The 23,622-nt window shown below is 59.7% G+C and carries 29 protein-coding genes; 11 read left to right on the top strand and 18 right to left on the bottom strand.

The features are described from left to right. The first annotated feature begins 300 nt into the window (after positions 1 to 300). The 4 genes from ftsY to rpoH all read left to right on the top strand — a co-directional run bounded on the left by ftsY (position 301) and on the right by rpoH (position 4,448). Positions 301 to 1,794 carry a signal recognition particle-docking protein FtsY gene (gene ftsY / locus ACA070_RS29275; RefSeq protein ID WP_497449320.1) on the top strand — a complete coding sequence of 498 codons (1,494 nt, stop codon included), beginning with the start codon at positions 301 to 303 and terminating at the stop codon, positions 1,792 to 1,794. Next, positions 1,791 to 2,462 carry a cell division ATP-binding protein FtsE gene (gene ftsE / locus ACA070_RS29270; protein WP_497449319.1) on the top strand — a complete coding sequence of 224 codons (672 nt, stop codon included), beginning with the start codon at positions 1,791 to 1,793 and terminating at the stop codon, positions 2,460 to 2,462. The genes ftsY and ftsE overlap by 4 nt, the downstream gene beginning before the upstream one ends. Continuing rightward, complete coding sequence (ftsX, locus tag ACA070_RS29265; RefSeq protein ID WP_497449318.1) at positions 2,459 to 3,481, top strand: permease-like cell division protein FtsX; 1,023 nt, start codon at positions 2,459 to 2,461, stop codon at positions 3,479 to 3,481. Before ftsE ends, ftsX begins: the two co-directional genes overlap by 4 nt. 112 nt (positions 3,482 to 3,593) lie before the next feature. Further along, positions 3,594 to 4,448 (top strand): RNA polymerase sigma factor RpoH, encoded by an 855-nt coding sequence (gene rpoH / locus ACA070_RS29260; RefSeq protein WP_007897890.1) that lies wholly within the window; start codon positions 3,594 to 3,596, stop codon positions 4,446 to 4,448. A 123-nt stretch (positions 4,449 to 4,571) separates the two neighbouring features. On the opposite strand, the gene ACA070_RS29255 is transcribed toward rpoH, so the two are convergent. Beyond that, positions 4,572 to 5,507: an IS110 family transposase gene (locus ACA070_RS29255; protein WP_497447458.1), complete on the bottom strand. Its 936-nt coding sequence runs from the start codon at positions 5,505 to 5,507 to the stop codon at positions 4,572 to 4,574. Between the two features lie 315 nt (positions 5,508 to 5,822). Beyond that, positions 5,823 to 6,545: a monofunctional biosynthetic peptidoglycan transglycosylase gene (gene mtgA, locus ACA070_RS29250; RefSeq protein WP_497449317.1), complete on the bottom strand. Its 723-nt coding sequence runs from the start codon at positions 6,543 to 6,545 to the stop codon at positions 5,823 to 5,825. 74 nt (positions 6,546 to 6,619) lie between these two features. Between mtgA and ACA070_RS29245 the strand changes: the two genes are divergently transcribed. The 5 genes from ACA070_RS29245 (at position 6,620) to ACA070_RS29225 (ending at position 9,851) form a co-directional block, all read left to right on the top strand. Continuing rightward, on the top strand, positions 6,620 to 6,991 hold the full coding sequence (locus ACA070_RS29245) for a DUF423 domain-containing protein (RefSeq protein WP_497449316.1): 372 nt from the start codon (positions 6,620 to 6,622) through the stop codon (positions 6,989 to 6,991). Between the two features lie 90 nt (positions 6,992 to 7,081). After that, entirely contained in the window at positions 7,082 to 7,282 is a 201-nt protein-coding gene (thiS, locus tag ACA070_RS29240) for a sulfur carrier protein ThiS (protein ID WP_165557463.1), read from the top strand. A gap of 60 nt (positions 7,283 to 7,342) precedes the next feature. After that, complete coding sequence (locus ACA070_RS29235; protein WP_008068101.1) at positions 7,343 to 8,137, top strand: thiazole synthase; 795 nt, start codon at positions 7,343 to 7,345, stop codon at positions 8,135 to 8,137. A 9-nt stretch (positions 8,138 to 8,146) separates the two neighbouring features. Next, a complete protein-coding gene (gene trmB, locus ACA070_RS29230) occupies positions 8,147 to 8,872 on the top strand; it encodes a tRNA (guanosine(46)-N7)-methyltransferase TrmB (protein WP_497449315.1) in 726 nt (241 codons plus the stop codon). Positions 8,873 to 9,059: 187 nt separating this feature from the next. Further along, entirely contained in the window at positions 9,060 to 9,851 is a 792-nt protein-coding gene (locus tag ACA070_RS29225; RefSeq protein WP_497449314.1) for a hypothetical protein, read from the top strand. Positions 9,852 to 9,986: 135 nt separating this feature from the next. Here the strand turns inward: ACA070_RS29225 and ACA070_RS29220 are convergent, their stop codons facing one another. From ACA070_RS29220 to ACA070_RS29175, 10 genes are all read right to left on the bottom strand, one after another. Next, positions 9,987 to 10,310 (bottom strand): DUF3392 domain-containing protein, encoded by a 324-nt coding sequence (locus tag ACA070_RS29220; protein ID WP_131061120.1) that lies wholly within the window; start codon positions 10,308 to 10,310, stop codon positions 9,987 to 9,989. A gap of 22 nt (positions 10,311 to 10,332) precedes the next feature. Further along, positions 10,333 to 11,538: a radical SAM family heme chaperone HemW gene (hemW, locus tag ACA070_RS29215; RefSeq protein ID WP_497449313.1), complete on the bottom strand. Its 1,206-nt coding sequence runs from the start codon at positions 11,536 to 11,538 to the stop codon at positions 10,333 to 10,335. Next, complete coding sequence (gene rdgB / locus ACA070_RS29210; RefSeq protein WP_497449312.1) at positions 11,535 to 12,131, bottom strand: RdgB/HAM1 family non-canonical purine NTP pyrophosphatase; 597 nt, start codon at positions 12,129 to 12,131, stop codon at positions 11,535 to 11,537. The genes hemW and rdgB overlap by 4 nt, the downstream gene beginning before the upstream one ends. Beyond that, the gene (locus ACA070_RS29205) at positions 12,128 to 12,562 is read right to left on the bottom strand and encodes a DUF4426 domain-containing protein (protein WP_497449311.1); all 435 of its coding nucleotides are present in this window, start codon (positions 12,560 to 12,562) and stop codon (positions 12,128 to 12,130) included. Before ACA070_RS29205 ends, rdgB begins: the two co-directional genes overlap by 4 nt. 26 nt (positions 12,563 to 12,588) lie before the next feature. After that, entirely contained in the window at positions 12,589 to 13,209 is a 621-nt protein-coding gene (gene metW, locus ACA070_RS29200) for a methionine biosynthesis protein MetW (RefSeq protein ID WP_462029640.1), read from the bottom strand. A gap of 7 nt (positions 13,210 to 13,216) precedes the next feature. After that, positions 13,217 to 14,356, bottom strand: coding sequence for a homoserine O-succinyltransferase MetX (gene metX / locus ACA070_RS29195; RefSeq protein WP_497449310.1), 1,140 nt, complete (start codon positions 14,354 to 14,356; stop codon positions 13,217 to 13,219). A 183-nt stretch (positions 14,357 to 14,539) separates the two neighbouring features. Then, positions 14,540 to 14,836 (bottom strand): DUF167 domain-containing protein, encoded by a 297-nt coding sequence (locus ACA070_RS29190; RefSeq protein WP_497449309.1) that lies wholly within the window; start codon positions 14,834 to 14,836, stop codon positions 14,540 to 14,542. After that, positions 14,836 to 15,423: a YggT family protein gene (locus tag ACA070_RS29185; RefSeq protein WP_497449308.1), complete on the bottom strand. Its 588-nt coding sequence runs from the start codon at positions 15,421 to 15,423 to the stop codon at positions 14,836 to 14,838. The genes ACA070_RS29190 and ACA070_RS29185 overlap by 1 nt, the downstream gene beginning before the upstream one ends. A 24-nt stretch (positions 15,424 to 15,447) precedes the next feature. Continuing rightward, positions 15,448 to 16,266, bottom strand: a complete 819-nt coding sequence (gene proC / locus ACA070_RS29180; protein WP_497449307.1) for a pyrroline-5-carboxylate reductase — start codon at positions 16,264 to 16,266, stop codon at positions 15,448 to 15,450. Between the two features lie 35 nt (positions 16,267 to 16,301). After that, positions 16,302 to 16,988, bottom strand: a complete 687-nt coding sequence (locus tag ACA070_RS29175) for a YggS family pyridoxal phosphate-dependent enzyme (RefSeq protein WP_497449306.1) — start codon at positions 16,986 to 16,988, stop codon at positions 16,302 to 16,304. A 57-nt stretch (positions 16,989 to 17,045) separates the two neighbouring features. On the opposite strand from ACA070_RS29175, the gene ACA070_RS29170 reads away from it, so the two are divergent. Beyond that, a complete protein-coding gene (locus ACA070_RS29170; protein ID WP_109635591.1) occupies positions 17,046 to 18,080 on the top strand; it encodes a type IV pilus twitching motility protein PilT in 1,035 nt (344 codons plus the stop codon). Positions 18,081 to 18,212: 132 nt separating this feature from the next. Here the strand turns inward: ACA070_RS29170 and ACA070_RS29165 are convergent, their stop codons facing one another. After that, positions 18,213 to 18,830 carry a C40 family peptidase gene (locus ACA070_RS29165; RefSeq protein ID WP_497449305.1) on the bottom strand — a complete coding sequence of 206 codons (618 nt, stop codon included), beginning with the start codon at positions 18,828 to 18,830 and terminating at the stop codon, positions 18,213 to 18,215. Between the two features lie 249 nt (positions 18,831 to 19,079). Here ACA070_RS29165 and ACA070_RS29160 point away from each other — a divergent pair, with 249 nt between their 5' ends. After that, the gene (locus ACA070_RS29160) at positions 19,080 to 19,511 is read left to right on the top strand and encodes an NINE protein (protein ID WP_497449304.1); all 432 of its coding nucleotides are present in this window, start codon (positions 19,080 to 19,082) and stop codon (positions 19,509 to 19,511) included. Positions 19,512 to 19,605: 94 nt separating this feature from the next. On the opposite strand, the gene ACA070_RS29155 is transcribed toward ACA070_RS29160, so the two are convergent. The 5 genes from ACA070_RS29155 to ACA070_RS29135 all read right to left on the bottom strand — a co-directional run bounded on the left by ACA070_RS29155 (position 19,606) and on the right by ACA070_RS29135 (position 23,510). Further along, a complete protein-coding gene (locus ACA070_RS29155) occupies positions 19,606 to 20,877 on the bottom strand; it encodes a dihydroorotase (RefSeq protein WP_497449303.1) in 1,272 nt (423 codons plus the stop codon). Beyond that, complete coding sequence (locus tag ACA070_RS29150; RefSeq protein WP_497449302.1) at positions 20,874 to 21,878, bottom strand: aspartate carbamoyltransferase catalytic subunit; 1,005 nt, start codon at positions 21,876 to 21,878, stop codon at positions 20,874 to 20,876. The genes ACA070_RS29155 and ACA070_RS29150 overlap by 4 nt, the downstream gene beginning before the upstream one ends. Before the next feature lie 27 nt (positions 21,879 to 21,905). After that, positions 21,906 to 22,409 (bottom strand): bifunctional pyr operon transcriptional regulator/uracil phosphoribosyltransferase PyrR, encoded by a 504-nt coding sequence (gene pyrR, locus ACA070_RS29145; protein WP_497449301.1) that lies wholly within the window; start codon positions 22,407 to 22,409, stop codon positions 21,906 to 21,908. A gap of 91 nt (positions 22,410 to 22,500) precedes the next feature. Further along, positions 22,501 to 22,938: a Holliday junction resolvase RuvX gene (gene ruvX / locus ACA070_RS29140; protein ID WP_005792259.1), complete on the bottom strand. Its 438-nt coding sequence runs from the start codon at positions 22,936 to 22,938 to the stop codon at positions 22,501 to 22,503. Further along, positions 22,938 to 23,510 (bottom strand): YqgE/AlgH family protein, encoded by a 573-nt coding sequence (locus ACA070_RS29135; protein WP_461956128.1) that lies wholly within the window; start codon positions 23,508 to 23,510, stop codon positions 22,938 to 22,940. The genes ruvX and ACA070_RS29135 overlap by 1 nt, the downstream gene beginning before the upstream one ends. Between the last annotated feature and the right edge of the window lie 112 nt (positions 23,511 to 23,622).

The raw sequence follows: 23,622 nt of genomic DNA, 5'->3' as shown, positions 1-23,622 counted from the left end.
CGGGCGAGAGGGTGCTAGGATACTGATCCGTTTTACTGGCGGCCACGCCTATCAGGCCTTTGATCGGTCAGCAGGTTGTTTGGGTTTGCGGCGGAAGCTTTGAGTTTGTCAGCTAAACTCTGCGTTTTCGCCGACGATGCCGTTCCAGTCCTTCGTATTAGTCAACCTTTGAGGTGCTGTTTGCACCTCGACAAAATGTTGCGCGTGAACAAGCTGGGTCAATCGCAGTCTGTTCTGCATCGAATATTTATTTGCCGGGGCGCCCTTAGGCGCGTCGCTACCGTGAGATAGCCGTCCTCCATGTTTGGTTCCAACGACGACAAGAAGACCCCAGCTGCGGCTGGCGAGAAGAAAAGCCTGTTCGGATGGCTGCGCAAAAAGCCGCAGGAACCCGTCGTCGAACAGCCACAACCACTTCCTGAGCCAACACTTGCACCGGTAATAGAAGAAGAGCCGGCGCCAATTGTCTTGCCGATTGCCGAGCCTGTGCTGCAACCGGTGGCTGAACCCGAAGTCGTTGCCGAGCAACCGCTGGCACCCGCTACAGAACCGTGGCTGACGTTGCCGGTGGCGGAAGAGCCGGTGGCCTTGGTTGAAGACGAGCTGGCGCCGCATGTGACGCCGCCGATTCCTGCGCCGACTGCCTTTGTGCCTGAGCCTGTTCAAGTGCCGGTTATTGAGCCTGTCGTTGCGCCGGTTGTCGTAGCCGAACCTGAGCCGATTGCTCCAGAACCGGTGATTCCTGCGTTTGTCGCTCCTGTGGTTGACGCGCCTGCGCCTGCTCCGGTTGTTGCTCCGGTAGTCACCACGCCCGACGTTCCCGTCGAAGTCCCGGTCGAGACGCCGCGTACCGAAGAAACCAAAGCCGGTTTCTTCGCGCGCCTCAAGCAAGGCTTGTCCAAGACCAGCGCCAGCATTGGCGAAGGCATGGCCAGCCTGTTCCTGGGCAAGAAAATCATCGATGACGAGCTACTCGAAGACATCGAAACCCGTCTGCTGACCGCCGACGTTGGCGTCGAAGCGACTTCGGTGATCATCCAGCGCCTGACCCAAAAAGTCGCGCGCAAAGAGCTGGCCGATGCCGATGCGCTGTACAAATCCCTGCAAGCTGAACTCGCGGCGATGCTCAAGCCTGTCGAGCAGCCACTGAAAATCACCTCGCAGAACAAGCCCTTCGTGATTCTGGTGGTTGGCGTCAATGGCGCCGGCAAGACCACCACCATCGGCAAACTGGCGAAGAAGCTGCAGCTTGAAGGCAAGAAAGTCATGCTTGCGGCCGGCGATACTTTCCGCGCCGCCGCCGTCGAGCAGTTGCAGGTGTGGGGCGAGCGCAACAAGATTCCGGTCATCGCCCAGCACACCGGCGCCGACTCGGCTTCGGTTATCTTCGATGCCGTGCAAGCCGCCAAGGCCCGTGGCATTGACGTGTTGATCGCTGACACCGCCGGTCGCCTGCACACCAAAGACAATTTGATGGAAGAGTTGAAAAAGGTTCGCCGGGTCATCAGCAAGCTCGACGCCGATGCGCCGCACGAAGTGCTGTTGGTGCTCGACGCCGGTACTGGCCAGAACGCCATCAACCAGGCCAAGCAATTCAACCAGACCGTCGAACTGACTGGCCTGGCGCTGACCAAGCTCGACGGCACCGCCAAGGGTGGGGTGATTTTCGCCCTGGCCAAGCAATTTGGTTTGCCGATTCGCTACATCGGCGTCGGTGAAGGCATCGATGACTTGCGTACTTTTGAGGCAGAACCCTTTGTCCAGGCATTGTTTGCCGAGCGGGAGCGTTCATGATTCGTTTCGAACAGGTCGGTAAGCGCTACCCGAACGGTCACGTCGGCTTGCATGAGCTGAGCTTTCGAGTCCGTCGGGGCGAGTTTTTGTTTGTGACCGGGCATTCCGGCGCCGGTAAAAGCACCTTGCTGCGGCTGCTGCTGGCGATGGAGCGTCCAACCACCGGTAAATTGCTGCTTGCCGGCCAGGACCTCGCCACCATCAGCAATGCGCAGATTCCTTATCTGCGGCGGCAGATCGGTGTGGTGTTCCAGAATCACCAGTTGCTGTTCGATCGCACGGTGTTCAATAACATCGCGCTGCCGTTGCAGATCCTTGGCCTGTCGAAGGCCGAGATCGTCAAGCGCGTGGATTCGGCGCTTGAGCGCGTGGCGCTGTCGGATAAAACCGATCTGTATCCTGGCGACCTGTCCACCGGTCAGCAACAGCGCGTCGGCATCGCCCGCGCCATCGTCCACCGTCCAGCCTTGCTGCTGGCGGACGAACCGACCGGTAACCTCGACCCGCGCCTGGCGGCAGAGATCATGGGCGTGTTCGAAGACATCAACCGTCTGGGCACCAGCGTGCTGATTGCCAGTCACGACCTGGCGTTGATCGCCCGTATGCGTCATCGCATGCTGACCCTGCAACGCGGCCGACTGATCGGCGACGGGGAGGCGAGCGAATGAGTGCGACACGCAGCCCCAAGGTTTCCGAACGTGTGGCGCCGAAAGCCGCCGATCCGCAACCGCAGAAGAAAAAACGCGACGATGACGACGGCCCGGATTTCGCCACGCTGTTTCGCGCCTGGATAGAAAGTCATCGCGCCAGTTTGCTGGATAGCTTGCGTCGATTGGGCAAACAGCCGATCGGCAGCTTTTTCACCTGCATGGTGATGGCGGTTGCCCTGAGTTTGCCGATGGGCCTGTCACTTTTGCTAAGTAACGTCGAGCGTCTGGGCGGTTCCTGGCAGCGAGCGGCGCAGATTTCCCTGTACCTGCAACTCGAGGCGAGTCCTGCTGAGGGCGAGTCGTTGCGCGAGCAGATCAAAGGCATGCCCGGCGTCGCGGAGGCGGAATATGTCGGTCGTGATCAGGCGCTGGAAGAGTTCCAGCAACAGTCCGGTCTGGGCGAGGCGCTCAAGGAGCTGCCGGAAAACCCGCTGCCAGGCGTGGTGCTGGTGACCCCGAACGAAGTCGACAAGCCCGCGCTTGAAGCATTACGACAAAAACTTTCCGAGTTGCCGAAGGTACAACAGGCGCAACTTGATCTAGTCTGGGTCGAGCGTCTGGCAGCGATCCTCAAGCTGGGTGACCGTTTTGTCTTCGGTCTGACCGTGCTTCTGGTTTCTGCATTACTTTTGGTGATAGGCAATACCATTCGTCTTCATATTGAAAACCGCCGCACAGAGATAGAAGTGATTAAACTCGTCGGCGGCACGGACAGCTATGTACGCAGGCCCTTTCTGTATATGGGCGCGTTGTATGGTTTCGGTGCGGGGATGCTTTCCTGGGGTGTATTGGCGTTCGGCCTGAACTGGCTGAACGACGCAGTGGTTGGGCTGGCCGGTTTGTACGGCAGTGATTTCGCTCTGGCCGGAGTGCCAGTTGCCGACGGTCTGTCTCTCTTGCTTGGCGCGGTGCTGTTGGGGTATATCGGTGCATGGATTGCAGTCGCACGCCACCTGAGGGAGCTTGCGCCTAAGTAGTATCATTTTGCTCGTATTGACCTTTCAGCGTTTATGGGAACTTGTCTTTCGGTTTCCGGTCAATTTTCGCAGTGCTGAACTGCACGAGTTTGTAAGTGGGAGGTTTTTTCGTATGACCAATTCTTTGCAACCTGCATATGCTCTGGTCCCGGGTGCGAACCTGGAGGCCTATGTGCACACCGTGAACAGCATTCCATTGCTGACTCCGGAGCAGGAGCGTGAACTGGCCGAGAGTCTCTATTATGAGCAGGATTTGGGGGCGGCTCGGCAGATGGTGCTCGCCCACCTGCGTTTTGTTGTGCATATCGCCCGTAGCTATTCCGGCTACGGCCTGGCTCAGGCTGACCTGATCCAGGAAGGCAACGTCGGCCTGATGAAGGCGGTGAAGCGCTTCAACCCGGAAATGGGTGTGCGCCTGGTTTCGTTCGCGGTGCACTGGATCAAGGCGGAAATTCACGAGTTCATCCTGCGCAACTGGCGCATTGTGAAAGTCGCGACCACCAAGGCCCAGCGCAAGCTGTTCTTCAACCTGCGCAGCCAGAAGAAACGCCTGGCGTGGCTGAACAACGAGGAAGTCCACCGTGTGGCGGAAAGCCTCGGCGTAGAGCCGCGGGAAGTGCGCGAGATGGAAAGTCGCCTGACCGGCCATGACATGGCCTTCGACCCGGCCGCAGAAGCGGACGACGACAGTGCTTTCCAGTCGCCGGCCAACTATCTGGAAGACCACCGGTACGACCCGGCCCGTCAACTGGAAGATGCCGACTGGAGCGACAACTCCAACCACAACCTGCACGAAGCGCTGGAAGTGCTGGACGACCGCAGCCGTGACATCCTTTATCAGCGCTGGTTGGCTGAAGAGAAAGCCACGCTGCACGACCTGGCGCAGAAGTACAACGTGTCGGCCGAGCGTATTCGTCAGCTTGAGAAGAGCGCGATGAACAAGCTCAAGTTGTCGATCGCCGCTTAACCTGCGCGCCCGGCAATAAAAAACGCCCCGATCATTGATCGGGGCGTTTTTGTTTGTACGCATTCTTTCCGTACGACGCCGGCCCCTGTGGGAGATTCTATGTTGCCCGGCAACCCTGAATTCTCAGGCTGACAGGTATTCGCTCTGATTTTTCATCAGGGCAAATGCCACCCGACAGAGCTTTCGGGCCAAGGCGACCAAAGCCTGGGTTTTCGAGAAGCCTCTAGCCAGGTATGCCTCGTAAAACGGCTTCCATTTAGACGAGCGACACGCCGCCATTGCGGCGTTGTAAGCCAAACGACGAACCTCCGGATCTCCTTTTTTGGTCAGGTACCGCCGCCCATTCTTCTTGCCGGAATCGTCGACTGCCAAGTCCATTCCCAGGAATGCGATGAACGCATCGCTGTTCGCAAAATCACCCCGCATAAAAGTCGTCGCTAACCCCGTTGCGGTCAGCTCCCCAACGCCTTCTATGGCTTTGCAGCGATCAATATTCGCCTCAATCCCTGCCTCTTTGCTGACCTTGCGCAGCAGTTTCTGAATAGCCTGATCCGCTTGCTTGAATGCCTTCTGCTGAGCGGCCTGCACTTTCTTCAACAAGGGTTCATTGGCCCAACTCAACATCAGCCCAGCATGGTTCTGGATCAGCGTTGCACGTCTATGGAGAAGGCTTTTCAGTGAGCTGTAGGCCTTGGGTGGCGGGCTCCAGACCCGCAGTTTGGTTTGTTCATTCTCCAAGTAACGCGCCAGCAAACGCGCATCGCAGGGATCATTCTTGGCTCGTTGTCCGACGCCACGGCGGTAATGACTTACCCGATAAGCGTCCACCACGTAGACCTGATGACCCATTTCATGAGCCAACTCAACCGTGTCCAGGTGGTAAATGTTGGTGGCTTCAACGGCGATAGCGCTTTGGGCGGGCAGGGTTTTAAGCCAACGTTTAAGGGTGGTTCGATCGTTCTTGATGTCTTGAATGATTTGCAGGTCGGTGCGATAGACAGCAATTTGGGCCTTGGCGATATCGATACCAACAACCGTCTGCGAAGTAAGGATTGTCATGACAAATCCTCGGAGCTAGGGTTTAAGTGCTTGTTGGGGTCTACCGTTGCGCTGGCTTGTCTCTATCGTCGGTTTACCGATGAATTCCTTATCGGCGCTTTGGGTAGAAGGGGCGGGACGAGAAGTCTCCCACGGTCTGTACTGGTCAGAGTCAGAATCGAGTCTGTAGTCCCGCCCACCCCTTCAAGTCTAAACATACAAGCGAGCCTGCTCGCGATAGCGTCGGATCAGTCGCCATGGGTGTTGAATGATCAACCGCTATCGCGAGCAGGCTCACTCCCACAGGGGATTATCAGTGTTCATTAGAGTGATCGGCTACTGAGCCCAGGGCGCCCGGCGCGAATCATTGAGCCCCACCAAATAGCTATCCCCGCCCAACTGACTCATCTGCTGCCGAATCCACCCGGCCCGACGCGCAACATAGTTGGTCGGATGACTCGCACTCCACACCCGCGGATTAGGCAGCACCGCCGCCAGCAAGCTTGCCTGTTGACGGGACAACGACTTGGCGCCAACACCAAAGTGATGCCGGGCCGCCGCTTCCGCGCCAAAAACCCCGTCATCCCACTCAACGCTGTTCAGGTACACCTCAAGAATCCGCTGCTTGGGCCAGAGCACCTCGATCAACCCGGTGAACCAGGCTTCCAGGCCTTTGCGCAGCCAGCTGCGCCCAGACCACAGAAACAGATTCTTCGAGACTTGCTGGCTCAGGGTGCTGGCACCGCGAATCGAACCGCCGAGTTCGTTATGGGCCAAGGCTTTCTGGATCGCCCCAAAGTCAAAACCCCAATGCTCCGGGAATTTCTGATCCTCGCCCGCAATCACCGCGACTTTCAGGTCATCGGAGATTTCATCCCAGGGCTTCCAGGTGCGTTGCAGGTCAATCGGCTCGCCGTCGAACCAGGACTCGACCTTGCGCTCGACCATCAAGGCCGTTCCCGGTGGCGGTACCACGCGAAAAATCAGAACCAGCAATACGCTGCCGCCCGCGAACCAGAGCAGGGCCTTTGTAAATCGTCGCAAAAAAATACGCAGCATAGAGATGGCTTGGCCGAACCCGTTGAGCGGGCCATTATACAGACCCTGTTGATCGAGTCTGACTGGAGTTCTTCATGCTGCGTGGCTTTCTGATGCTGGCCGCTTTCTTCGGCTTCACTGGTGTTGCCCTTGGCGCGTTCGCCGCTCACGGCCTGAAAAACCGTCTGACCCCTGAGTATCTGGCGATCTTCCACACCGGCGTCACCTATCAATTGGTGCACACCCTGGCGCTGCTGGGCGTGGCGCTGCTGGCCACGCAGATTCCGGGTCGCCTGACCACATGGGCCGGCGCTTCGTTTGCCATCGGTATCCTGCTGTTTTCCGGCAGTCTGTACCTGCTGACCCTGACAGGCGTCAGCAAGCTCGGGATCATCACTCCCTTCGGCGGCCTGGCATTCCTGGTCGGCTGGTTCTGCCTGGGGCTTGCCGCCTGGCGGTTGAGCTGACCGGGCGGTCCATTTCATGACGAATGGCTTGGGTCGCCAAGACTGATCGGGCTAGAATGCCAGCCCCTAAAAATGATGGCGGCATTCGGTATGCGCATTCAGTTGAACGGCGAATCCCTTGAACTGCCCGACGGTGAAACCGTTGCGGCCCTGCTGACCCGTCTGGAACTGACCGGACGCCGGGTGGCGGTCGAACTCAATCTGGATATCGTCCCGCGCAGCCAGCATGCCGACACCACGCTGAACGACGGCGACAACGTCGAAGTGGTGCACGCCATCGGCGGCGGCTAGTCGCCCGGCCCACAAGGGCACAGAATTCTGCAAGAACCTCACCCCTACAGAGGATTTCCCATGAGCATCGTTCGTAGCGACAAGCCCTTCGTCCTGGCCGGTCGTACTTACCAGTCGCGTTTGCTGGTAGGCACCGGCAAGTACCGTGACATGGAAGAAACTCGCCTGGCCATCGAAGCCTCGGGTGCCGAGATCGTCACTTTCGCCGTGCGCCGCACCAACCTCGGCCAGAACCCGGGCGAACCGAACCTGCTCGAAGTCCTGTCGCCGGATCGCTACACCTTCCTGCCGAACACTGCCGGTTGCTTCGACGCGACCGAGGCTGTGCGCACCTGTCGCCTGGCCCGTGAGCTGCTCGGCGGCCACAACCTGGTGAAGCTGGAAGTACTGGCGGACCAGAAAACCCTGTTCCCCAACGTGATCGAAACCCTCAAGGCCGCCGAAGTGCTGGTCAAGGAAGGCTTCGACGTGATGGTCTACACCAGCGATGACCCGATCATCGCCCGTCAACTGGCGGAAATTGGTGTTATCGCGGTCATGCCACTGGCAGGCCTGATCGGCACGGGCCTGGGGATCTGCAACCCGTACAACCTGCAGATCATCCTCGAAGAAGCCAAGATCCCGGTGCTGGTGGATGCCGGTGTCGGTACCGCTTCCGACGCCACTATCGCCATGGAACTGGGTTGCGAAGCGGTGCTGATGAACTCGGCCATCGCCCATGCACAACAGCCGATCATGATGGCCGAAGCCATGAAACACGCCATCGTTGCGGGCCGCCTGGCCTACCTCGCCGGCCGCATGCCGAAAAAACTCTATGCCAGCGCCTCCTCGCCGCTGGATGGTCTGATCAAGTAAGAGCCATTGATGACTGAATCAAACGACACGCCAATCCAGACGGAAGAAGGCGAAGAGCGCCAACACCGCCGCATCAAGAGTTTTGTGATGCGCGCCGGGCGCATGACTGAAGGCCAGCAAAAAGGCCTGGAGCAGGGCACGCCTCTGTTCGTCCTGCCGCTGGCCGATGCGCCGGTGGACTTCGACCAAGTGTTCGGTCGCTCCGCGCCGCGCTCGCTGGAAATCGGTTTCGGCATGGGTCATTCGCTGCTGGAAATGGCCGCGGCTTCGCCGGAACAGGATTTCATTGGTGTGGAAGTTCACCGTCCGGGTGTTGGCGCGCTGCTCAATGGCGTGCTGACCCAGGGCCTGATCAACCTGCGGGTCTACGATTGCGACGCGATCGAAGTGCTCAACCGTTGCGTGGCCGACAACAGCCTCGATCGCCTGATGCTGTTTTTCCCGGACCCATGGCACAAGAGCCGTCACCACAAGCGCCGTATCGTTCAGGCGTCCTTCGCTGAACTGGTGCGCAGCAAGTTGAAAGTCGGCGGCATCCTGCACATGGCCACCGACTGGGAACCGTACGCCGAGTACATGCTGGAAGTGATGAACGTCGCACCGGGTTATCGCAACCTGGCCGAAGACGGCAAATGCGTCCCGCGCCCGACCGAGCGCCCGATCACCAAGTTCGAACGCCGTGGCGAACGTCTTGGGCATGGCGTGTGGGACCTGAAGTTCGAAAAACAGTCCTGAGCCCTACGCAACAAAAAACTGTGGGAGCGAGCCTGCTCGCGATAGCGGTCTGACCGTCAACGAAGATGTTGAATGTCAGGCCCTCATCGCGAGCAGGCTCGCTCCCACATTTGTTTTGTGTCGGGTTCAAGAATGATGCCTGGCCGCCGAAAGCCCTACGTCCCCACTTGTAAAGGAAGACAAGGTTTTGAAATTCATCCTTGCCTGCATTCTTGTATTCAGTGCTCTGCCTTCACTGGCTGGCGCGTCGACGCTGACCATTGACGATTACTTCGAGCGTGCCCAAGACGCGGCCGATCAGATCAAACGTAACGCGGATGAGTTGGTCAGGCTGGAAGCAAGCGGGGAGCTCGACTTCAAGAACAAACCCGAACAAATAGCCAACATGGAAAGTGATCTGACGGCCTTCAAATACAATTTGAAGATGGCGTCTGATGGCGGGCATCCAATCGCGAGCTATTTGCTGGCCAACACGCTGAGCAAGCCGGGCCCTACGGAACAACAGCGCAGGGAAACCTGCGATCTTTATGAAAAAGCCATGGGCCAGGGTTTACTGGCGGCGGCCGTTGCCTACTACCATCGATGTGATGAGTTTTATATGAAGTCTGACCGGCGCGATGCCGGTCACTTGAAATACCTGCAGACGCTTGAGGAACTGCTTCAGCAGCGAGATATTTTTGCTGATTTTTATCCGATGCCGGCCAAACGCGCCCTGTGCTTTCAGGACTTGCAGCCAGGCTTGTCAAAAGAACGAGTGATAGGGTCCTTGCAGGCGCGTGCTGTCGCGTTGATGCTCACAGAAGATCAGTATCGGGCCGAAGCCAATTACATTCTGGCAATAAGCCGAGTTAATGAGAGCGGCAGGCTCGACCGTCAGAATGTTGAGTATCTGGACAAAGCCGAAGCGTTGGGCTGCCACGACTTCATGGGAATCAATGCCAGGATCCGCAGCGGAGCCAAGTCCGCGGACAAGCCATAAAGGGCATTCGCAATACAAAAACTGTGGGAGCGAGCCTGCTCGCGATAGCGGTCTGACCGTCAACGAAGATGTTGAATGTCAGGCCCTCATCGCGAGCAGGCTCGCTCCCACAGTTGTTTTGGGTGTAGCCAAAGGTCAGCGGCGGTCGGCGACTACGCCAATCAACACCAGCACCACCAACAACACCGGCGCCAGGCTGTAGTTGTTGAACTGGCTCAGGCCTTTGATGATCCATGGCGTGGCATAGATCAACGCCACGCCGCTCCCGATCATGCACACCAGAGCGAGCAACGGCACGCGCAGGGCGCCGGCGATGCTGCCCAGGCGTTGGTCGACCCAGCCTTTGATGTCGGCGCCGAACAGCACCAGCAGACAGCCCACCAGCGCCAGAGAGATTTCCGACAGGTTGCTGCGGCTCCAGCGGGAGACGGTGGCGAGCAGGTCGAGTATCAAATCCATTCGTTTTCCCCTAAGGCTGAAATCAGCTCAGAAATGTTTGCAGCAAGTCATTGAGAAACAGCTGTCCGCGATCGGTCGCCGCGAGACGTGACGGTTCGACCTGCAACAGGCCGCTTTGTTCGGCGACCCGGCGGCCTTCTGCGAGGCTTTCCAGGCTCAGCCCGGTGCGTTCCGGATACAGCCGCGACTCGACGCCTTCGGTCAGGCGCAAGGCATTCATCAGAAACTCGAACGGCAACTCATCGTTGGTCAGCGCTTTCTCGCCGGCCTTGAAGCTTTTTGCCGGGTTCAGATAATCCTTCGGCAGGCGCGTCTTCCAGGTGCGCACGATGCGCCCGTCCGGATGGCTGAGCTTGCCGTGGGCGCCGGCGCCGATGCCGATGAAGTCGCCGAAACTCCAGTAATTGAGGTTATGCCGAGCCGGGCGACCGGGTTGCGCATAGGCCGAGACTTCGTATTGCGCGTAACCGTGTTCGGCGAGCAGCGCCTGGCCGGCTTCCTGAATGTCCCACAGCGTGTCGTCTTCCGGAAGCACAGGTGGCTGGTTCCAGAACACCGTGTTCGGCTCCAGCGTCAGCTGATACCAGGACAGATGCGTCGGCTTCAGGGCGATGGCCTGGCGCAGGTCGCTCAACGCATCGTCCAGCGACTGATCCGGCAAGCCGTGCATCAAGTCCAGGTTGAAGTTATCGAACCCGGCCTGACGGGCCATGCCGGCAGCACGCACTGCTTCGTCGCCGTTGTGAATCCGCCCCAGCGCCTTCAGCTTCTCTTCCTGAAAACTTTGAATGCCGATCGACAGGCGATTGATGCCCAGCGCGCGGTAGGCGAGGAATTTCTCCTGCTCGAACGTTCCGGGATTGGCTTCCAGGGTGATTTCGATATCGCTGGCAAACGGAATGCGCTGCTCGACGCCTTTGAGCAACCGGCCCAGGGCTTCGGCGCTGAACAGGCTCGGCGTGCCGCCTCCGAAGAAGATCGAACTCAACTCGCGACCGTAGACCGCGTGCAAATCCTGATCGAGGTCGGCCAGCAACGCGTCGACATACTCTTCTTCCGGCAGCACGGGGCTGGCGGTGTGGGAGTTGAAGTCGCAATAAGGGCATTTGCGCACACACCACGGGATGTGGATGTACAACGCCAGGGGCGGCAGCACGGGGAGCGCGGCCCGGGGCGATGATGTGGCACCGCCGAAAATCAGCGGTGACGCGGATGATTCGTGGGTCATTTCAAGCCCAAACGCTGGCGCAGCAGATCCATTGCACGGGCGCGGTGGCTGATGAGGTTCTTGTCGCTCGGGCTCAGCTCGGCGCTGGAACAATCGCGCTCCGGCACCCAGAACAGCGGATCGTAGCCAAAACCATGCTCGCCACTGGCGGCCGGCAGGATGCGCCCGTGCCACAAGCCTTCGCAAAGGATCGGCAACGGATCGTCAGCATGGCGCACCAGCGCCAGCACACAAACGAACTGCGCACCGCGTTCGGCTTCCGGTACGTCTTTCAACACGTCGAGCAGCTTGGCGTTGTTCGCCGCATCGCCCTGACCGTCAGCGTAACGAGCCGAGTAGATCCCCGGCGCACCGCCAAGGAAATCCACCGCCAGCCCGGAATCGTCGGCCAGCGCCGGCAGGCCGGAGATGCGCGCGGCATTGCGGGCCTTGAGGATGGCGTTCTCGACGAACGACAGGCCGGTTTCTTCAGGCTCGACACTGCTGAACTCGCCGATCGAGCGCAGTTGCACCGATGCGCCGAGCATGGCCTGGAGTTCCTTGAGTTTGCCGGCGTTGTGGCTGGCCAGTACGAGTTGCGTGAAGTTCATCATTCGCCGGGGAAAAGTTCTTGGTTGAAATTGATGGTGTTGGTTTTATCGCCGTTCTGCACCTTGATCTCGAAGGTGCGGACTTCCTGCTGATCGACCGGGAACTGGGCGATGTAGTAGATCGCGCCTTGCTCGGTGATCTGTTTGAATTTCAGCGGCACGCTTTGGCTGGTCAGGTCTTTGACCGTTCCACTGACTTGAGCCATCAGCGGTTTGCCTTCCTTGATCACCGAAACGTTGATCACACCCTGGTTCTTGCTGCGGGTGAGCTCCGCGGCTTTAGCGATCTCGGGTGTCAGGAAGGTGGAGTTGAAGGTGTTGTAATGCACCGTCACATCGCCAAACTTTTCCTGACGATCACCTTTGATGACGTCGGCGGCCATGGCGGTGACGCTCAGGCAGGCAGTAAGTACAAACAGCGCTAGACGACCCATGATCGTTCTCCTTGGAATGTCGTGGTTCAGACCGCGATCTTGTGATCCTGCAACCCTGGGCTGCTGACGCGGTAAATACCGATTTCACCTAATAGATTAGGCCATAGCTTACTGGCCCACCCGTGCCGATGCTGTTGATCCACGGCAAGGCGATCAATGACCTTCGCTTCACGTTCGCGGCACAACGCTTCAAAGTCTTCGAAGGTGCAGAAGTGGATGTTCGGCGTGTTGTACCAGGTGTACGGGAGAAAATCGGACACCGGCATCCGGCCCTTGCTCGCCAGGTACCAGCGGCAGCGCCAGTGACCGAAGTTGGGGAAGGTGATGATGCACTGGCGGCCGACCCGCAGCATTTCGTCGAGGATCTTGTCCGGGTAGTGCACCGCTTGCAGTGCCTGGGTCATGACCACGACGTCGAAGCTGTTGCTGGCGAAGTTGCCCAGGCCCTTGTCTAGGTCCTGCTCGATGACGTTGATGCCTTTGGCCACGCACTCGGCGATGTTGTCCGGGTCGTTCTCCAGGCCATAGCCGGTCACTTGTTTGTTATCGCGCAGCCAGGTCAGCAGCTCACCGTCGCCGCAACCGAGGTCGAGCACGCGGCTGCCGGCGGGGATCCATTCCTGGATGATTTCCAGATCAGCTCTCATGGCTTTCTCACAACGTAATACGGTTCATGTAATTGCTGAACGCCTGCAAGTAACGCGGGATCGGAATCAGGAAGGCGTCGTGGCCTTGCGGAGCGTCGATCTCCAGGTAGCAGACGTCTTTCCTGGCCGCCATCAACGCGTCCACCAGTTCCCGCGAGCGGGCAGGGGAGAAGCGCCAGTCGGTGGTGAAAGACATCACGCAGAACTTGGCCTGGGCATTGGCGAAAGTTTTCGCCAGGTCATCGTCGAAGTTGGCCGCCGGATCGAAGTAGTCCAGCGCCTTGGTCATCAGCAGGTACGTGTTGGCGTCGAAACGCCCGGAGAACTCTTCGCCCTGATAACGCAGGTAGCTTTCGACCTGGAACTCGACGCTGTGGAAGTCGTAGTTGAGCTTTTCGCTCTTGAGGCCACGGCCGAATTTTTCGCCCATCGAGTCGTCGGACAGGTACGTGATGTGCCCGACCATCCGCGCCAGCATCAAGCCGCGCTTGGGGATCACGCCCGCCTCCTGGAACGAACCGCCGTGGAACTCGGGGTCGGTGAGGATCGCCTGGCGTGCCACTTCGTTGAAGGCGATGTTCTGCGCCGACAGCTTGGGGGCTGAGGCGATGGCCAGGCAGTGGCGAATGCGATCGGGGTAAGTGATGCTCCACTGCATCGCCTGCATGCCGCCGAGACTGCCGCCGATCACGGCGGCCCATTGGTTAATGCCGAGCAGATCAGCCAGGCGCGCCTGACTGTGCACCCAGTCTTCCACGGTCAATACCGGGAAGTCGGCACCGAAGGGCTTGCCGGTTTCCGGGTTGACGCTGCTTGGGCCGGTGGAGCCGTTGCAGCCGCCGAGATTGTTCAGGCTGACCACGAAGAACTTGTTGGTGTCTATCGGCTTGCCGGGGCCGATGCAGCTGTCCCACCAACCGGGTTTGCGGTCGTCGGGGCTGTGGAAGCCGGCAGCGTGATGGTGACCCGACAGGGCGTGGCAGATCAGCACGGCGTTGCTCGCCGTGGCGTTCAGCGTGCCGTAGGTTTCGTAAATGAGGTCATAAGCTGGGAGCGAACGGCCGCAGGCCAAGGCCAGGGGTTCACTGAAGTGCGCCACTTGCGGCGTCACCAGACCAACAGAATCGGCGGGAAAGGCAGTTGGCATCGACCCTGCTCTCGTTGAAATGAGGCGTAAGTCTAAAGACCGCTGCCTTCAGCAGCAAGCTAACGCCGGGCCTGATTTTTTCCCTGTAAAACCGAGGCGCGGCAATCGCGAGCAGGCTCACTCCCACAGGGGAACGCATTCCAATGTGGGAGCGAGCCTGCTCGCGATGAACGATGACCTCGATCAGCCTGACTGTCGTAGCAGATCCGGCAATTCCGGCAGCTTCTTCGGCGAACAGATCCGCACTCGTTTCTGCCGATTTAGCTCTCCGCTAATTAAACTCACCTGGCTCTTGGAAACCCCAAACGCCTTCGCCAGGAACGCCATCAGATACGCATTGGCCTTGCCTTCAACCGGCGGCGCGGTCAGGCGGATCTTCAGTCGATCACCGTGCAGCCCGCAGAAATCATCGCTGCGGGCTGCCGGTTGCAGGTGACACTCCAGAATCAGGTCGTCACCGTCCCAGCGAAAGTAGCTCATCAGATCAGGCCGAGCAGCCCCTGCGGCATCAGGGCGTAGTACGCAAGGCGCGGGATCAGCCAGCTTTGCAGCAACTGGATCACGATAAACGCGAAGATCGGCGAGATGTCGAGGCCGCCCAGGTTCGGAATGATCCGGCGGAACGGGGCGAGTACCGGTTCAGTGATCTGCGCGACCAGCTCTGCGCCCGGATTGTGGCTGCCCGGTGCGACCCAGGACAGAATCACGCTGATGATCATCGCCCAGAAAATAATATTCAAAAACAGCGAGAAGAGCGCGATCAGCGCCCATGGCAACAGGAACAGCCAGTCGACCATGAAGCCTTTGAGCAGCAGGATCACCGCGATCAGGAGCATCTGCAGGATCAGCGCCAATACCAGTGACGACATGTCCAGTCCGAACATGCTCGGGATGACCCGGCGCAGCGGCTTGAGCAGCGGTTGAGTCGCTTTCACGATGAACTGGCAGAGCGGGTTGTAGAAATTCGCCCGAACCAGTTGCAGGATGAAGCGCATGAGCACGATCAGCAGGTACAGGCTGCCCAGGGTTTTAATTATGAAAATGGCAGCGTCATTGAGTCCAAGCATCATTGATTCCTTTGTAAGAGCTGATTAGCGGCCAAGTTGCTCAGCCATCTCGGCCGAGCGGTGCGCAGCGGCGCCGAGTGCTTTTTCTACCAGCGCTTCGAAGCCGCCGGCCTGGAACGATTTGATTGCAGCTTCCGTGGTGCCCGCAGGCGAGGTCACGCGACGACGCAATTCTGCGGCGTCGACATCGCTGGCCACGGCCATGTGCGCGGCGCCCAACGCGGTTTGCACCGTCAATTGTGCGGCGATGTCCGCTGGCAGACCGAGCTTCACGCCGGCGGCGGTCATCGCTTCAATCAGCAAAAAGAAGTACGCAGGGCCGCTGCCGGAAACGGCGGTGACCGCGTCCAGTTGCTGCTCTTCGTTCAGCCACAGGGCAATGCCCACGGCCGACAACAGTTCTTCAGCTTGCTGGCGTTGTTCAGCGTTTACTTCGCTCGTGGCGAACAAGCCGCTCACGCCCTGACGCAGCAGCGCCGGGGTGTTGGGCATGCAGCGCACGATCGGCTGGGCACCGAGCCAGTTGTTCATGCTGGCGCAGGTGATGCCGGCCGCAATCGAGACCACCAGTTGATTTGGCTTCAAGCTTGGGCGAATCGCTTCGCACACGGCTTTCATCGCCTGGGGTTTGACCGCCAGCACGACCACGTCTGCGTCTTGAATGGCATCGGCGTTGTCGGCGAAAACTTCAATGCCGTGTTCGGCCTGCACTTTGGCGCGGGTTTCGGCGCCCGGATCGCTGGCGCGGATCTGTGCGGCGTCCAGACCTTTGGCACGCAGGCCGCCGATCAGGCTGGCGGCCATGTTTCCGGCACCGATAAAGGCAATACGAGTCTTGCTCATGTCAGGTCCTTATAGAGAGGTGCGTCAGCCATGGTTCATGGCTGACTGTAGTCGCGGGCGCCGAAAAGGGCCGTACCGATGCGGACCCAGGTGGCGCCCATGGCGATGGCCGACTCGAGGTCGTGGCTCATGCCCATGGAAAGTGTGTCGAGCGGCAGGTTCAGGCTGGCTTGCAGGCTTTGTACGGCAGCAAAAGCAGCGTCCTGGGCGGCGCGATCTTCAGTCGGCTCAGGAATCGCCATCAACCCGCGCAGCTGGATGCGCGGCAATTCGCTGATGGCCTTGGCCAGGGCTGGCAGGTCGGCCGGGGTGCAGCCGGATTTGCTGGCTTCACCGCTGACGTTGACTTGGATGCAGATATTCAAGGGGGGCAGATCGGCAGGGCGTTGTTCGGACAGGCGTTGTGCGATTTTCAAGCGATCCACGGAATGCACCCAGGCGAAGTGCTCGGCGATAGCGCGAGTCTTGTTCGATTGAATGGGGCCGATGAAGTGCCAGATCAAGGGCAGGTCGGCCAATTCGAGCTGTTTTCCCAAGGCTTCCTGCAGATAGTTTTCGCCAAAGTCCCGCAGGCCGGCGGCATAGGCTTCGCGCAGGGCCTCGGCGGGCTTGGTCTTGCTCACGGCCAGCAGCTGGACGCTGTGTTCGTCGCGGTGGGCGGCGAGGGCTGCGGCGTGGATGCGTGAACTAACCAGTGCAATGTTGTCTGCTATCGTGGACATTCAAGAGGCGCCAGCGGGTCTGAGGTTGGCGGCATTCTACTGGAATTGAGGAGCGCTATGGATATCACTGAGCTGCTGGCCTTCAGCGCTAAACAGGGCGCGTCCGACCTGCACCTGTCTGCCGGCCTGCCACCGATGATTCGCGTTGACGGCGATGTGCGGCGCATCAACCTGCCGGCCCTGGACCACAAACAGGTGCATGAGCTGATCTACGACATCATGAACGACACCCAGCGGGTGGACTTCGAGAAACACCTGGAAACTGATTTTTCTTTTGAGGTGCCCGGCGTGGCGCGTTTCCGGGTCAATGCCTTCAACCAGAATCGGGGTGCAGGCGCGGTGTTCCGGACCATTCCGTCGAAGGTCCTGAGCATGGACGACCTCGGCATGGGCGAGGTGTTTCGCAAAATTACCGAGGCCCCGCGCGGGCTGGTGCTGGTGACGGGGCCCACCGGTTCCGGCAAGTCCACCACCTTGGCGGCGATGATCGATTACCTCAACAACCATCGCCATCACCACATCCTCACCATCGAAGACCCGATCGAGTTCGTCCACGAATCACGTAAATGCCTGATCAACCAGCGCGAAGTCCATCGCGACACCCGCAGCTTCGCCACGGCCCTGCGCTCGGCATTGCGGGAAGATCCGGACGTGATTCTGGTGGGGGAGATGCGCGATCTGGAGACCATCCGCCTGGCGCTGACCGCCGCCGAGACCGGTCACCTGGTGTTCGGCACGCTCCACACCACGTCAGCGGCGAAGACCATCGACCGAGTAGTGGACGTGTTTCCGGGGGACGAGAAATCGATGGTGCGTTCGATGCTGTCCGAGTCGTTGCTGGCGGTGGTGTCGCAGACACTGATCAAGAAGATCGGTGGCGGACGCATTGCGGCACACGAAATCATGCTCGGCACCTCGGCGATCCGAAACCTGATCCGCGAAGACAAGGTGGCGCAGATGTACTCGTCGATTCAGACCGGGGGCAATTTGGGGATGCAGACGCTGGATATGTGCTTGAAGGACTTGGTGACCAAGGGCTTGATCAGCCGGGAGCATGCGCGGGAGAAGGCGCGGTCACCTGATAATTTCTGAAGGATTGAGCGCGGACCTGTGGCGAGGGAGCTTGCTCCCGCTGGAGTGCGCAGCGCTCCTTTTTTTAGGTCTGCTTCGCAGCCCAGCGGGAGCAAGCTCCCTCGCCACAAATGCCGTGAAGGCGTCAGCAGATCAGCGCTGAACAACCTGAAGGGTGTTCTTCTCTTTCGGCAGAACCCGCTTGGCAACAACGTAGTGGCTTTCCCAATACGGTTTCTTCAAGGTGTCGATGGTCACCGACTTGCCACGACGCGGTGCGTGGATGAAGCGGTCGTTGCCCAGGTAGATAGCAACGTGATTGACCCGACGGCTCTTGATGTTGAAGAAAATCAGGTCGCCCGGCTTCAGATCCTTGCGATCGACTTTCTCGCCATGACCGCTGGCCATGGCATTGGACGTGCGTGGCAGGTCGAACGTGGCGTCGTTGAACGCGTATTTCACCAGGCCGCTGCAATCGAACCCTTTACTTGGGCTGCTGCCGCCCCAACGGTAAGGAGTACCGAGGACGTTGACGGCGCGGCTCAGCACGTTGCTGCTTTCCTTGGTCGCCATCGGCGGAACAAGGCTGCTTTTGCTGACCAGCTGTGGAGCACGTTTTTCGGATTTCTTGTTTTTGCTCGAAGGAGCAGAAACATGGGATTTTGGGGTGTAACCATTAACGTTTGGAAGACGTTGCTCACGATTGGTGGCGTGGGCGGCCAGTGGCATCAAAAGGCAAATGGTTAGCCATGTCTTGAAAAATGGACGCATTAGGCAAGGCTCATATAAGTTAGCGCGCAACTTTATAACAGAGTTTTTTGACGTTCCGAGGCCGTTGGTCGATTCAAGTTGTGGTCAACGGAACCAAATAAGCGGCAAATGGACGCAATTGTCGGACAGAAGTCAGGTGGTATAAGGCTTTGACGGAACCGACATTAACATTTGCCATACGTCGGCTACCTGTAAAAAAGTCACAAAGAATTCAAGAATATTTATCTATCGTGTGAATCGAGGTCCTTCATGAACACCTATCAACAGGCCGGATCGCAGCAAGACACGCACAGCAAACTGATCGGCTACTTGCTGTGGATTTTTGGGTTTACCGGGGCTCACCGCTTCTATTACGGCAAGCCGGTGACCGGGACGATCTGGTTTTTCACCCTTGGATTGCTGGGCGTTGGCTGGCTGATCGACGTCTTCCTGATCCCGGCCATGGACCGTGAAGCAGACCTGCGTTTCACCGCCGGGCCTATCGAGTACAACGTTGCGTGGATTCTGCTGACGTTTCTTGGGGTATTCGGCGTACACCGGATGTATCAGGGGAAGTGGATCAGCGGATTGCTGTACCTGGTGACGGGCGGGTTGTTCTTTCTGGGGGTGTTGTATGACTTCTGGACGCTGAATGACCAGGTGTCCGTGCGTAACGCTCAGAATCGCGGCACTTTCCAGTAAGCCATCGCTAGCAGGCTAGCTCCCACACAGGATCTGTGAACAACACAAATCCCCTGTGGGAGCTAGCCCTGCTAGCGATTGGGACAACTCAGTCTCAAGCCTGGTGGCTGATCCGTCCATCCACCAGGGTGTAGCGCACCACGCTTGGCAAGCTATGTCCAATAAACGGGCAGTTCTCGCCCTTGGACAGCCAGGTTTCACCCGCAACGGTCGAAGCCGTCGGATCAAACAGCACGATGTCCGCCGGCCCACCTACGGCTAATTTGCCCGCTGGCAAACGCAACGCCTCGGCAGGTCCAGTGCTCAGGCGCGCCAACAACGTCGGCAGATCCAGCAACCCATCCTCCACCAACGTCATCGCCAGCGGCAGCAGCAGTTCAACACTGCTGATACCCGGCTCGGTCGCGCCAAACGGTGCCAGTTTGGCGTCCCGCTCGTGCGGCTGGTGATGGCTGGAGATCGCCGAAACCACGCCCGACTTCACCGCTGCACGCAAGCCATCGCGGTCGGCGCGGGTGCGCAGCGGCGGCTGGACGTGATAGAGGCTGCTGAAGTCGATCAGCGCTTCGTCGGTCAGGATCAGTTGATACAGCGCCACATCGGCGGTCACGGGCAAGCCACGGGCCTGGGCCTGAGCGATCAGGGCGACGCCGCGAGCGCTGGTGAGCTGGCTGAAGTGCGCACGCACGCCACTTTGCTCGACCAGCAGCAGGTCCCGGGCCAGAGCCACGGTTTCAGCGGTTTCCGGAATGCCCGGCAAGCCAAGGAAACTCGCGGTCGGGCCTTCGTGGGCCAGGCCACCTTCGGCCAGGTCGTGGTCCTGAGAGTTGAAAATCACCGTCAGGTCGAAGGTCGCCGCGTATTCCAGCGCCCGGCACAGCGTGCGGGTGTTGCGGAAACTGTCCAGGCCGTTGCCGAAGGCCACACAACCGGCATCGCGCAAAGCAACGAGTTCTGCAAGCTGTTCGCCTTCCAGGCCTTTGCTCAGGGCGCCGATCGGGAAAACTTTGGTGTTGCCGGCCTCGCGGGCACGGTCGAGGATCAGTTCGGCCACGGCCGAGGTGTCCAGCACCGGTCTGGTTTTCGGCGGGCAGCACAGGCTGGTCACGCCACCGGCGGCGGCGGCGCGGGTTTCACTGATGATCGAGCCTTTGCGGCTGTAACCCGGCTCACGCAGGGCGACGTTCAGGTCAACCAGGCCAGGCGCGGCCACCAGGCCTTTGGCGTCAATGGTGTCGACGGGCACAAAACCGGCGGGCGCGGCACCAAGGGCGACGACCTTGCAGGCTTCAATATGAATGTCGGTCACTTTATCCAGGCCAGTGGCTGGATCGATGACACGGGCGCCGAGAATGCTGAGCTTCACTGGGCGTTCTCCTGCTCGAATTGGCGCTGGGCAGTCTGCCCGCTCATGGCCATGGACAACACGGCCATACGAATCGCGATGCCGTAGGTGACCTGGTTGAGGATCACCGAGTGCGGACCGTCGGCCACCGCCGACTCAATCTCCACCCCACGGTTGATCGGCCCCGGGTGCATGACGATGCAATCCGGTTTGGCCCCGGCCAGCCTCGCGGTGGTCAGGCCGAACAGGCGGTAGAACTCGCCCTCGCTCGGCAGCAGGCCACCGGCCATGCGCTCGCGTTGCAGGCGCAGCATGATCACCACGTCGACGTCTTTGAGGCCTTCGGCCATGTCGGTGTAAACCTTCACACCGTATTGCTCGATGCCGATCGGCAGCAGGGTTTTCGGTGCGATGACGCGGATGTCCGGGCAACCGAGGGTTTTCAGCGCCAGCATGTTCGAGCGTGCCACCCGCGAATGCAGGATGTCGCCGACGATGGCCACCGAGAGGTTTTCGAAGCCGCCCTTGTGCCGACGGATCGTCAGCATGTCGAGCATGCCCTGGGTCGGGTGCGCGTGACGGCCATCGCCGCCGTTGATGATCGCCACTTGCGGGCAGACATGTTCGGCGATGAAGTGCGCCGCGCCGGAATCACCGTGACGCACGACGAACATGTCGGCAGCCATGGCTTCCAGGTTGCGCAGGGTGTCGAGCAGGGTTTCGCCCTTGCTCGCCGACGATGTCGACACGTTCAGCGTGATCACGTCGGCCGACAGGCGCTGGGCTGCCAGTTCGAAGGTGGTGCGGGTGCGGGTGGAGTTCTCGAAGAACACGTTGCACACGGTTTTGCCGCGCAGCAACGGGACTTTCTTCACTGCCCGGGCGCCGACTTCGAGGAACGAGTCGGCGGTGTCGAGGATTTCCGTCAACAACTCGCGGCGCAAACCGTCGAGCGAGAGGAAGTGTTGCAGCTGGCCCTGATCATTGAGCTGCAGCGGGCGCTTGGTTTCTAGAGGCGTCATCGCGAAGGGGACTCTCAATAGGGCGAATTAAAGGGCGAGGTCTTGCAGTTCGAGCTTGAGCTCCGGACCGGACAGCTTCACGCGCTCGTGAGCAGCCAGTTCCAGCGTCGCGCCCACCACGTTCGGGCGGATCGGCAGCTCGCCGGCGTCCAGGTCCAGCAGGCACACCAGCGTTACGCTGGCCGGGCGGCCGTAGTCGAACAGCTCGTTCATGGCGGCGCGGATGGTCCGACCGCTCATCAGCACGTCGTCGATCAGCACCAGGTGCTGGCCTTCGATTTCGAACGGCAGCGCCGAGGGGCGCACTTGCGGGTGCAGGCCGTTCTGGCTGAAATCGTCGCGGTAGAAGGATACGTCCAGGGTGCCAAGGGGCGAATCGCTGCCCAGTTCTTCGAGCAACGCCTGGGCGACCCAGACACCGCCGGTACGAATGCCGATGTAGCGCGGTTCGCTGATGCCGCGGTGTTCCAGGTGTGCCTTGAGACTGATCGCCATCTGGCTGATCAGTTCGGCGGGATTGGGCAGGCTCATGGTTGCTCCTTCTTGGGCCCGAGCCCTGCCTTTGAGTAAGGCTGCGGGGTTTGGCTCGGGTTGTAGCTAAGAGAGACGCCGTGACGGCTCTTCAGGATTCGAACAGTGCGGTGTTTTCGTCGAGCCAGCCTTGCAGCAGCAGAGCGGCGGCGATGGCGTCGACCGGGTTGTCGCGGTAGCTGCCTTTTTGTCCGCCACGATCACGCCGTTCACCCTTGGCTTCGAAGGTGGTCAGGCGTTCGTCGTGGGTATAGAAGGGCAGGTTGTAGCGGCCATTGAGGCGACGGGCGAATTTCTCCGCGCGCAGGCACATGTCGCTCGGCGTGCCGTCCATGTTCAGCGGCAGGCCGACGACCACAGCGTCAGGCTTCCACTCTTTAATGAGGGCCTCGACCTGGTTCCAGTCGGGAATACCGTTTTGCGCTTTCAAGGTACACAGCTCGCGGGCCTGGCCGGTAATCACCTGGCCGACCGCAACGCCGATCTGTTTGGTGCCGTAGTCAAACCCCAGAATCAGTCGCAGGGCCATCAGGCGTGGCCCGCCTGGCTGGTGAGCAGGCTGAGATTGACGCCGAGGTGCTTGGCCGCCGCTTCCAGGCGCAGTTCGCTGCTGGTGTTGAACAGGATGTCGGCTTCGAACGGGCAGGTCAGCCAGGCGTTCTGCGCCAGTTCGGCTTCGAGCTGCCCGGCTTCCCAGCCGGCGTATCCAAGGGCGATCACGCTTTTCGCCGGGCCGACGCCGTCAGCGATGGCGAATAGCACATCCTGGGAGGTGGACAAGGAAAGGTCGCCTTCCAGATCAACGGTCGCCTGAAAGGTCTTGCCCGAGGGGTGCAGGACAAATCCGCGATCGGTCTGGACCGGGCCGCCGATAAAGATCGGCACATGCTGGCAGAGCACGGGCGGTTCGATGTCAGGGCGCAATTGCTCGAGGATATCGGCCAGATTCAGGTCTTGCGGCCGGTTGACCACCAGCCCCATGGCACCATTGGCCGTGTGCTCGACGATGTAGGTCAAGGTGTGCGCAAAGTTCGGGTCGGCCATGTGAGGCATGGCGATCAGGAAGTGATGCTTGAGGTAGCTGGGGCTGACGTTCTTCATGAGCGCTAGTGTGGCGTTGGAGGGGCGAACTGACAAGCTGGGGATGCACAGGAATTGCCGCAAATGCCAGCAACAACACAGATTAACTGTGGGAGCTAGCCTGCTAGCGATT

The organism is Pseudomonas sp. LBUM1678, from assembly GCF_059695575.1.
This window is presented reverse-complemented; position numbering and strand designations above follow the sequence as displayed.